10 protein-coding genes are annotated in these 11610 nt (G+C 26.4%); 6 read left to right on the top strand and 4 right to left on the bottom strand.

What is annotated here, in order from left to right:
- Window positions 1-56 precede the first annotated feature (56 nt).
- On the bottom strand, window positions 57-1415 hold the full coding sequence (asnS, locus tag AXW82_RS00355; protein WP_004795099.1) for an asparagine--tRNA ligase: 1359 nt from the start codon (window positions 1413-1415) through the stop codon (window positions 57-59).
- 9 nt (window positions 1416-1424) lie between these two features.
- Complete coding sequence (locus AXW82_RS00360) at window positions 1425-1889, bottom strand: YhcH/YjgK/YiaL family protein (RefSeq protein ID WP_004795097.1); 465 nt, start codon at window positions 1887-1889, stop codon at window positions 1425-1427.
- 103 nt (window positions 1890-1992) lie between these two features.
- Here AXW82_RS00360 and prfA point away from each other — a divergent pair, with 103 nt between their 5' ends.
- Window positions 1993-3072, top strand: a complete 1080-nt coding sequence (gene prfA / locus AXW82_RS00365; RefSeq protein WP_004795094.1) for a peptide chain release factor 1 — start codon at window positions 1993-1995, stop codon at window positions 3070-3072.
- Complete coding sequence (gene prmC / locus AXW82_RS00370) at window positions 3072-3785, top strand: peptide chain release factor N(5)-glutamine methyltransferase (protein ID WP_004795092.1); 714 nt, start codon at window positions 3072-3074, stop codon at window positions 3783-3785. The genes prfA and prmC overlap by 1 nt, the downstream gene beginning before the upstream one ends.
- A gap of 18 nt (window positions 3786-3803) precedes the next feature.
- Here prmC and AXW82_RS00375 read toward each other — a convergent pair whose 3' ends face one another.
- Window positions 3804-4004: a hypothetical protein gene (locus tag AXW82_RS00375; RefSeq protein WP_004795090.1), complete on the bottom strand. Its 201-nt coding sequence runs from the start codon at window positions 4002-4004 to the stop codon at window positions 3804-3806.
- The gene (locus AXW82_RS00380) at window positions 4004-4861 is read right to left on the bottom strand and encodes a DegV family protein (protein WP_004795089.1); all 858 of its coding nucleotides are present in this window, start codon (window positions 4859-4861) and stop codon (window positions 4004-4006) included. The genes AXW82_RS00375 and AXW82_RS00380 overlap by 1 nt, the downstream gene beginning before the upstream one ends.
- Window positions 4862-4979: 118 nt before the next feature.
- Between AXW82_RS00380 and AXW82_RS00385 the strand changes: the two genes are divergently transcribed.
- Genes AXW82_RS00385 through AXW82_RS00400 form a run of 4 tightly spaced genes read left to right on the top strand, consistent with a single transcriptional unit; the run spans window position 4980 to window position 11609 of the window.
- On the top strand, window positions 4980-5324 hold the full coding sequence (locus AXW82_RS00385) for a PTS sugar transporter subunit IIABC (RefSeq protein WP_004795087.1): 345 nt from the start codon (window positions 4980-4982) through the stop codon (window positions 5322-5324).
- Between the two features lie 16 nt (window positions 5325-5340).
- Entirely contained in the window at window positions 5341-9507 is a 4167-nt protein-coding gene (locus tag AXW82_RS00390; RefSeq protein WP_004795085.1) for a DEAD/DEAH box helicase, read from the top strand.
- Window positions 9491-9844: a helix-turn-helix domain-containing protein gene (locus AXW82_RS00395; RefSeq protein ID WP_223212173.1), complete on the top strand. Its 354-nt coding sequence runs from the start codon at window positions 9491-9493 to the stop codon at window positions 9842-9844. The genes AXW82_RS00390 and AXW82_RS00395 overlap by 17 nt, the downstream gene beginning before the upstream one ends.
- The gene (locus AXW82_RS00400) at window positions 9825-11609 is read left to right on the top strand and encodes an ABC transporter ATP-binding protein (protein WP_004795081.1); all 1785 of its coding nucleotides are present in this window, start codon (window positions 9825-9827) and stop codon (window positions 11607-11609) included. Before AXW82_RS00395 ends, AXW82_RS00400 begins: the two co-directional genes overlap by 20 nt.
- Window position 11610 lies beyond the last annotated feature (1 nt).

Here is an 11610-nt window from a genome sequence, read left to right on the forward strand (position 1 = left end):
AAATAACAAAATTTTACTTAAAATTGTAAAATATAAAAAAATAAGGCATCATTGCCCTACATTCTTATATTTCCAGTTGTTCTTGGGTATGGAATAGAATCTCTAATATTATCCATTCCAGTAACATACATAACTAATCTTTCAAAACCTATTCCGAATCCTGAAGACATCATTTGACCAAATCTACGAAGGTCTAAATATCATTGTAAATCATCTTGATCAATTTTTAGTTCATTTACTCTTTTTACAATTTTATTGTAATCGGTTTCCCTTTGACTTCCACCAATTAATTCACCGATTCCAGGAACTAATAAATCAAATGAAGCAACAGATTTATTATCATCGTTTTGCTTCATGTAAAAAGCTTTAAAATCTTTAGGGAAATTAATAACAGCTATAGGTGCATTGTACACTTTTTCTGTCAAGTATTTTTCGTGTTCGCTACCTAAATCTAAACCATATTTAATATCTTTGTTTTCAAAAATATCTTTAACTTCAGCTAATTTTTCTAATGCTTCTGTGTATTCTACTATTTTTAAAGGTGTTTCTGTGAAATGTTTTAATCTTTCAATAAGACCATTATTTGTGTATGAATCAAGAAATTCTAATTCTTTTTTGTGCTTTGCCATAGTATTTCTTATAACAACTTTTAACATATCGTCAGCTAAATTTATTGTATCTTTAAGATCATAGAAAGCCATTTCTGGTTCAATCATTCAAAACTCGGCTAAATGTCTTTTGGTATTTGATCTTTCAGCTCTAAATGTTGGCCCAAAAGTATAAATTCTATTCATACCTAATGCATAACTTTCACCATGAAGTTGTCCAGTTACCCCTAAAGTAGCTTTTTTGCCTTTTCCGAAAAATTCATCTGTAGATGAAGAATCCGCAACATTAAATGTTTCTCCGGCACCTTCCCCATCGTTACTTGTAATAATTGGACTATTTAAATAATGGAAATCATTGTTAATGAAGTATTTATGAACTTCTTGTGCAAGTGTTGATCTAATAAGCATAACAGCTCTTAATAAGGTTGTTCTATGTCTTAAATGTGGTAAATCTCTAAGAGTTTCAAGTTTCATTTCTTGAGATTGAATCGGGTAATCATCATCAACATTTTTGTATGAAACTAACTCATCTACTGACATCTCAATAGGCTGAGGTGAATTAGGTGTAGCAATTAAAGTTCCTTTTACTATAATAGCTGCTCCTGGTTTTAATTGGTCCAAAACTTCAGTATCAAATTTTTCACCTTTAAATACTGTTTGAAGATTAGAAATTGTTGAACCATCATTTATTTCTATAAAACGAATTTTTTTATTACCTCTATTTGATGCTATTCAACCCTTTATTTCAACATTTGTTCATGTGTCATAAAAATTTGGTTTTAATAAGATAGATTTAATTGAATTCATTATCGCTCCTTATGAAATTTTTACTTTAATTATAACTTTGGTAATTTCTTTTAGATTTTTATCCATTATAAGTGGACAGTGTAACTCACCAGGGAAAAACAAAGCAAACTTACCTTCATCTAAAACAATATAATTATTAGGTTTTTTTGTTTTAACAAAGATAACATCATTTTGAATACTTTCTTCTAAAATATCTTCTTTTTTTCAAATCGGATCTTCTTCAAAATGGAATAATTCATTGCTTTGACCAGCATAAATATGAATATCTACATGATCTTTATGTATTTCTCCAAAATCGATATTTTGAAACTTTTCAATGTAATTTCTTTTAACTATTTTAATTGATTCATTAATGTTGGTGATACCTAACTTCAATGAATCAAAATTGTAATTTTCAAGAATTTCAAGTGCTTTATTTAGCTCAGGATATTTAGTTCTGTACTTGTTTGCATTTTTTATTTTATCAAAAATCATTTAGTCATTCCTTAGTTTAATTTTTAAAATATTTAAATAAATTATATACATTTATTAACATCACAAGAAATATTTTTTTAATTTATGGTAAAATAAAGTAACTATGGAAAATACTATGTACAAGTCATTAACTCAGATTAAAGATAAATATGAAGAACTTGAAAAAGACTTACTAAACCCTGAGGTTATTGGAGATATTAAAAAATATACAAAAATAAATAAAGAGATAAATTCTATTAAAGATATTGTTGAAACATTTTACAAATATTTGAATGCAGAATCAAATTTAAAATCAGCTAAAGAAGTGCTTTCTAACGAGAAAGATGAGGAATTAATAGAGTTAGCAAAAATTGAAGTTCAGGAAAATGAAGACATTTTAGAAAAGTTATCTGAAGAGCTAAAAATTTTAATTTTACCAAAAGATGAAAACGATGAAAAAGATGTTATTGTAGAAATAAGAGGTGCTGCCGGCGGAGATGAAGCAAATATTTTTGCTGGAGATCTTTTTAGAATGTACAATAAATGAGCTGCTCAAAATTCTATGAAAATAACTTTATTAGATTCTACTGCTGCGGAAGCGGGAGGATTTACACTAGTTACTTTTTCGGTTAAAGGAGATAAACCGTATTCAAAATTAAAATTTGAATCAGGAGTACATAGAGTTCAACGTGTTCCAGTTACCGAAACAAAAGGAAGAGTACATACTTCAACAGCAACAGTAACTGTTATGCCTGAAATTGATGAAGATATTGATGTAGAGATAAAATCAGAAGATATAAGAATCGATGTTTTCCGTTCAAGTGGTAATGGTGGTCAATCAGTTAACACAACTGATTCAGCTGTTCGTATAACTCATTTTCCTTCAGGAATAGTTGTAAGCTGTCAAGAAGGGAAAAGTCAAATTCAAAACAAAGAAATCGCAATGAGAATTCTTAAATCAAAATTATATGACATTGAATTACAGAAAAAGCAAGAGGAAGAATCAGGGTATAGAAAACTTGCAGGTTCAGGTGCTCGTTCAGAAAAAATTAGAACATATAATTATCCACAAGATAGAGTTACAGACCATAGAATAGGACATTCAACTACACTTTCTCCTGTTATGGAAGGTAAATTAAATTCTATAATTGATGCATTACTTGTTGAAGAACAAAATGAAAAAATTAAAGAAGCCGGGATTTAATGCCAACAGTTAAAGATTTATTATTAGAAAAAAGAAGATACGGACTTGAAGAAACTGTATCTTTTTTTGAAGAAGAACAACTAAAACAAGGGATGCCAGTTCAAAAAATTATTGGTTATATAGAAATGAGAAACGTAATTATTGATATTTCTAAAAAAGTATTAATACCAAGATACGAAACAGAAGAATTAATTATTAAGGTGTTAGATGACAATAATTACAACAAAAAATTAAAAGTTTTAGATTTATGTACTGGTTCAGGATTTATTGGTTTAGCTTTAAAAAAAGCAAGACCAAATTGAGATATTTATATGAGTGACATTTCTGATGATGCCATTGAGCAAAGTAAAATAAACGCACAAAAAAACAATCTTCATGTGAACGTAATTAAAAGTGATATTTTTAGGGAAATCAAGGAAAACGACTTTGATATTTTAGTTTCAAATCCTCCTTATATTTCGTATGAAGAAACTTTATCAAATTCGGTACTAGATTTTGAGCCTCATGATGCACTATTTGCTAAAGATAATGGATTATTTTTTTATAAGCAAATTTTAAAAGATGCTAAAAAAATTATGAAGAAAAATGGATTAATATATTTTGAAATTAATCCACTTCATTTCGAGTGGTGAAATTCACTAAAAAAAGATTATAACTTAGAAATTATAAAAGATATAAATGGCAAAAATAGGATTGTTAAAATTGAATTATAAAACTACCATCAGGTAGTTTTAATTTTTAAATAAAAAGACAAATATAACTACAGTTAATACTATAATGATAAAAATAGATATTATTGCAAAAGCATATATAATACTATTTTTATAATAACTTTTTTTAGACTCTCCAGTAGTTTTGTTTTCGGTTATTATATTATTTACTAATCTTGTATATTGTTGATTTCCGGCTTTTTTTTCTTTATTATTTTTCATTATTTAATTTTTAATTCAGGCATAACTGAAAGAGCTAAAGCTTCAGGGCCTGTGTGTACAGCTACGACAGAAGGTGTTAAAAATGTTGAAGTTGGTTTAAAGTATTTATTATTTTTTACAATATTTGTCATTTCGTCTTTTATACCATGTATAAAAGTAATTACGAATTTAGAATCTTTAAGATCATTTTTTCTTTCTTCACAAAACTCAACAATATTTTCTACTGCTCATTCAACAGCTTTAGATACCGTTCTTTTTAAACTTATAGACTTAACAGTTCCATCCTCTTCATATGAAAGTACTGGTAACATTGGTATTTTTGTTAATAAAAACTTTTTAAAACTTGAAAGTCTTCCACCCTTTATCATGTAATCAATATTTTCTGGAACTATTGTTGTTATAGAAGATTCATTTATTCAGTTTAATTCTTCAAATAATTGGTCAATAGAATAATTTTTTTGCTCATATAGTTCTTTAAAGTACTCTGCTGTTCTTGTTATTTGATCACCAATTAAATGATTTTCCATAACGAACACATTACCAAGATCGGCACCTATTGTACGCACTGAATTAGCTGTGCTTGAAAGTTTAGATGAGATACCTAAAAATATAACTTCATCATATTCTTTTGACGCTTCTGTAACAACTTTTTCAATAGTTTCTAATTTAGGTAGAGAACTTAAAATTTTATTAGCCTTTGCAATTTTTTCTAAAATTTCTTTTCTATCATCTATACCATCTAAATAAACTGTGCCATCAATTTCCACCTGTAAAGGCAAGAATTTATAACCCAAGTTTTCAGCTTCTAATTTTGTTAAACATGAGAATGAGTCTACTATTATTCCTAATTTTTTCATAGGTTTATTATAACAAAAAATATTTTTAATAATAAAAATAAAATTGTGATGAGCTTGACCACTATAGATTAAAAGTTATATATTTAAGAAATATTCAAAATATTGTATCATATATAATATGATAAATAATAAGTTCAAAGTAGTTTTCCTATCTATAATTACATTTGGTTTAATTTGATTAAAATGAAGAAAAAAAATCAATCATGAAAAAAATAAAATATATCAAATTGATAGTTTACCATTTAAGATTAATGACTTGGTAGAAAACTTAGGAAAAGATAACTTTATAATAAAAAAATTAAGACCTTCTAGCGTAGAATTTGAAATAAAAGAAATTTCTATAGTTAAGTTAGAGGAAATTAAAAAAATGAAGGGAGTTAGTGGAATATTTGTAAAAAGTTCTGTTATATCCATTGTTTTTGGGGTATATTCAAGAGCTGTATATAATTTGTTAAAAAAATAAAATAAGGGGTAAATTTATGTCAAATAAACACGATAAATATAACACAATATTAAATAATTTGCTAGATGTTCAACCTAACGATTCATCTATTTTTACAAAAATTGATAATAACAATTTTTTTGACTTAAAGAATATGCTTTCAGATGATGAGTTTGAAAGCATATTAAATAACGAAAAATTCGAAATAACTTTATTAGACGGAGTTCTTTTACAATTTAAAAAACAAATCGAAAATTCATCTTCAATAGAAGAATTAAGAGATATTGTTTTTAATAAAAATACAAGAAAAATACCTCTAAAAAGATTTATTGAATCTAAAAATGATTTTCCTGAAATCAAAAGAAATATTTTAAATATTGTAGAACATAAAATCCAAAACTCTGTATCACAGTGAAAGAGTCTTGACTCAAATGCTAACTCAATATTAGAAGAAACAAACATTTGACCTTTATACATTGGTTTTATTTTTACTAGTTTGAAAATTGAAGAAAAAATAATTTATGCTCCTTTATTTTTAAAGGAAGTTTTCATTAAGTTTAAAAATGGTAAGCCATTTCTAACGAGTGAAGGTGAAATCAAGATAAATGAAAAAATAATGTTTTTCTTAAAAAACAACGGAATAGACCTACATATTGATAGTAATCTTAATGAACAAAAGATGAAATCTATTGTTGAAATACTAAAAAGTGACTGAGAAAACCTATACAGACTACCAGAAGATGTTTTTTCTGATTTTCAAGTAAAAGGTTCTGGAGAAATTGATAACGAAAATATTGTTTTCCATTCTGGGGCTGTTTTGGGTATTTTTCAACCAACTGGTGGGTACTCTAGAAATAGAATGAAAGAAATCATTGAAAAAGATGAAATTGACACAATAATAAATGTTGAAATCAATAAAAATGTTTATTGAGATACAATTAAGAAACATATTAATAACCCTAAAATTTCAATATTTAAAATAACTCCTTCAAACCTTTCTCAAGATAAAGCGGTTATATCTGCATTAAATCAACATACCATAATTTGAGGTCCACCTGGAACAGGTAAATCACAAACAATAGTTAACTTAATCACAAACATTCTTGTTTATAATAAAACAGCAATTATTGCTTCACAAAAAAAAGCAGCATTAGATGTTATTAAGGATAGACTTGGTTCATTAAGAGATTTTTGTTTATTTATGCTTAAATCAAAGAATGTTAATAAAAAAAGATTTTATGAACCTATAAGAAATTACTTAGATTTACTAGAAGGATTCAATGATCCAGTTAAATCTCAAAGCACACCTATAATAAGTTCTAATGAAATAAAATATCTTGAATTAGTAAATGATATCCTAAACAATGATAGTATACAAAACATTTTGAGAGCTTACTACTATTTATCAAAATATAGAAAGAACCCAAATTATTCTGGTGATATTGAGTTTTTAATCAATCTACCATCCGATATTTCTTACCCTGAAAATAAATTAAGTGATGAAGATATTGTTAAAGCCATGATTAAAGAAAATGGATTAAAATTTATGATATTTTTATCAAAATATAGAAAAGTTAAAAAAGTAGGTGAAGATATTAAAAATAATTTTGCTCAATTTGATGGTAACTTTTCAGATTTAGTTTCATTCTTTCATGAAATTGCTAAAAACGAGTTTAATGGTGAAATAATTAATAAAATAAATAAACTCATTGAACTATCAAATGAAATTGATTTTCAACAAATGATTTCAGATGAGAAAATTATTCACAAAATAATTTTAGAGAGAATTAACGATAAATTCAAACAAATGACTGAAGCTGAAAAGAAAGAGTATCAAGACTTTGCTCAGCATGTTAGAATTGAAAATCTTGAACCTTATAGATTTGTTAAGAAGTTTGCTAAAATAATAAAAATAATTTTCCCAATTATTGTCGCTACACCTGACACAGATTTATCACCATGATCAAAAGAAGAACTAGATTATGCTATTATGGATGAATCAAGTCAGATCTTTATTGAAAAAGGACTCCCAATTCTTTATCTTGCTAAGAAAAAAGTTCTTGCAGGAGATCCTGAACAAATGAGACCTAGTAACTGATTTGGTACAAGAAGTACCGATGACACAATATTTGGGCAAGTTGATTCGCTTTTGGATTATGCATCTTCGTTAAATGTTACGCAAATTTTATTAGATAAAAACTATCGTTCAAACCACGCTGCTTTAATGTCCTTCTCTTCAAAGCATTTTTATAAATCGCAACTAGATGTTGTCGATGCTAACGAAGAATTCGGAAGTGAACCATTAGAAGTTTTTGAAGTTGATGGCGTATGAAAAGACAGCAAAAACGAAGCAGAAGCATTAAAGGCTATAGAATTACTACAACAAAATCTTGATAAGTATAAGAAAATTATTTTGCTCGCTTTTAACATTTCACAAAGTGAATATATTAATTCCTTAATTTTAAACAAGTACCCTGACTTAGAAGAAGCGATACATTCTAAAAAACTCCTTATAAAAAATATAGAAAATATTCAAGGTGATGAAGCTGACCTTGTTATAGCAACTATATCTTATGATAAACAAACAAAATTATCTTCAACATATATTTGTAGACCCGGTGGTAGAAATGCGTTAAATGTAGCTGTATCTAGAGCGAAAGATAAAATGATAGTTATAAAAACTATTAACTCATCCGATATTCAGCTTTCTGGCACACATGCTGATGATCTTGAAACCTTTAAAGAATGATTAAGATTCCTTGAAAAATCAAATGAAGAAAAGAGAAAAGAGGTCTATGATTCATTTAATAAAACAGGAGAGTCAGTTGATGATAAAAAATTATTTAGTTTTAAAACATTTGATAAGAGCGATTATAATTTCGATCAAAACTCAATATGATTTAGAGATCTTGTTAAGAAAATTATTTTAAATTCAATTAAAAATAAAGATGGTTTTGAACTTTTTGAAAATTATAATGTAGGTTCTATTAATATTGATTTAGTTGTTACTAAAAATCAAAAACCATATAAATCATTTATCTTTGATATGCTTAGTTATGATTCTAATGAAAAATATATGAAAATAAGGGATAGATATAGATTTTTAGTATCTAAAAAATACGATGTAGAAATAATTACACCAATTTCATGAATTACACAACAAAATAAAATCAATGATTGATTTGGTGTTCTTGAAAATGAATCAAAAAACATTGCTAGTTTTCAACCTACATCTTCATACATTTTAAACAAATCAAATAACGAACAATTTCACAATAAAGAAAATCTTACTGGAATAAATGAGTTAGAAAACATAAAAGAAAATGCTGAAAAAAATATTTCTAAAGTATTAAATAATTCAGAAGAAACTTCAACAATAACTTCTAACCAACAATACAAGACTACACACGTTACCACAAAAACGCAAGTATCAAGTTTCTTTGGTTTTGATAGTAATGACAAAAATGAATTAGATAGCAAAATTGAAGAAGTTGTGATTCAAGAAAATATCAAAGATGAAGAAGTGATTCAAGAAAATTACTTTAGTGAAAACGAGAATAACGTTGCTGATAGCGACGAAGAAAAAGAGAGCGAAATTAAAATTGAGAATCTACAGGATGAAATTAGTGAAGTGGATGAAGAATTAGAAGATGTTTCTTCTTTAGTCTATCCATCAAAAATAACTTCAGATATAGAGGATGAATATTTGTTCGAAGAAAAAGATGAAGAAGATGATTCACAAGTATCGACTAACATACAAAATCGTGAACATGAATATTTTGATTTTAACTATGAAAACCAAGAGAATAAAAAAGATGTTTCACAAAATAATGATTTATTAAATGATGAAGAATTAAACGAAATAGGACATTCAACAGATTCGTTAATTAATAAAGATGATTTAATGAGTGAACTTAAAAATATTATTAAGAATCACGATGATAATGAATTTAATGATGATTTACTTAATCAAGAAGAAGATCTTGAATCAAATAGCGAAGAACTTAGCGAAAACAGTGAAGAAGATAAAAGATCTATAGATATGGAAATAACAAAATACGAAACTGATGAATTGGATCAGAATGAAGTAGAAGAAGAATATGAAATTCCTAATTTTAAAATATATGAGAATAAGAATGAGTTTACTTCAACCTGACTACTTAATGATGAGGACTTTACGGAGATAAATGATGAGGAAAAGTAGAAAGAAAGAAATTGAATTAGAAGAGACTTTATCTTTTTTATCTAAGAAGGTAAAGAAAAATATAATTATGCACTTATATACATGTCACGAGATTGAGTGTGATGTAACAGCGTTAGTTAACGTATTAAATGAAAAACAGGCAAATGTTTCTAAACATTTAAATGACTTAAAAAAGGCAAATATAATAGATGCTAATAAAGAGGGTTTATTTTCATATTACTATTTAACAGATGATTTTAAAAACAAATTTTATTTATTACTTGAAACAATTTATAAAATTGATGAGCAAAAAATTTATGAATGTAACTGCATAAATGATGGACACAAAATTAATTAAAAATAAAACAAAAAAAATAAGAATTTGAGACTTCACAAAAGGCCTAAAATTTCTTATTTTACTAACAATTTTATTAATTGCAATTCAAATATTTTTAGAAGTAATGACTCCAAGATTTGTTCAAGAAATTATCAATATTATTTCAAATGATTCGAAAGATTACACGTTGTATACCCAATCAGAAAAAGAGAATTTAGTTTATAAGAATGGTGGAATTTTATTCTTATTAATATTTTCATCCATGTCAATATCATTATTTATTCAAATCTTTCTAATATCAAAAATTACAACACAGTTCTCCGCAAATATAAAAAACAAAATTTTTGAGAAACTTCAAGAATTTTCACCTCAAGATCTAAATAAATTTACTATTGGATCCATAATGAATAGGTTAAATTCCGATGTATCAAGTATGGAAAGAACACTATCCATGATTGTTGTTTCTATTGTTAGATCAATATTTACATTTGCTAGTGCATTATACTTTGCGTTAAGCGAATCATATGAATTATCTTATATTTTTTTAGTAACTATACCACTAAGCGTAATTATGTTTATGGTTATGCTCTATGTTAAAAAAGTTATAAAAAAATTATTTAAATTTAATGATGAATTTAACCACAAATTACAAGAAAATCTAAATTCATTAAAAACAATAAAAGCAAATACGAATGAAGTTCATGAGTTAAATTCAATAAAGTCACACACTCAAAGATTAACAAAATCAAATTTAAAAATCGTACTAGCAAACTCAATTGGTGAATCATTTTTTATGACAATCATTTTTATGTCTTTAATACTTTTAGCCACAATAGGTGTAAACTTATTTTTGAGTGAAAAAATTAAGGTGGGACATATAGTTTTATTCGGTACTTACATTTGAATGATAACATCATCTTTTCTAGGTATATTAAATATTGGTTTCAATTTATTCATAGCAGTTCCTAGTTCAAAAAGATTAAAAGAACTTTTGAACCATGAAACAGAAATCAAAAACTCACATAACCCTATTACTGTTTTTGATATTGACACAATTGAATTTAGAAATGTATGATTTAAATACCCTTCAAATACACAGTTTACATTAAAAAATCTTAATTTTAAAGTTTCTAAGGATTCATCTTTCGGAATAATTTCAAAAACTGGAGAAGGTAAATCAACAATGCTTAAGTTATTTGCAAGGTTTTATGATGTTTCAGATGGTGAAGTTTTGATTAATAATATAAATATTAAAGAATATGATGTTGCCAAATTAAGGGAAAAAATTGGAATAGTCTTTCAAGAAAATATTTTATTTAACGGAACTATAGAATCAAACTTTAAACTAATGGATCCAAAAATTACTGATGAAGAAATATGAGATTCCTTAAAAAAAGCGGACATGTACGAATTTGTTCAATCTCACCCTGACAAACTAGGAATGAAGATTAACCCTAAAGGAAGCAATTTTTCAGGCGGGCAAAGACAAAGATTATCAATAGCAAGAGCTTTATTAAAGAAACCAAAACTGCTTATTCTCGATGATGCAACAAGTGCTGTCGACAGCAAGACTGAGAAATCATTAAAAACAACAATAAACAATATTGAACAATGCATAAAAATTATTGTATCCCAAAAAATTTCCACATTAAAAGACTCAGATAAAATTTTAGTTTTAGAAAATGGTGAAATATCTGATATTGATAATCACGAAAATTTACTAAAGAATAATAAGTTCTATAAAGATATTTTTGATTCACAAAATTCGGTAATAGAGGCAGATTAAT

This window comes from Mycoplasmopsis canis PG 14 (assembly GCF_001553195.1).
GTDB classification, from domain to species: Bacteria; Bacillota_I; Bacilli_A; order Mycoplasmatales; family Metamycoplasmataceae; genus Mycoplasmopsis; species Mycoplasmopsis canis.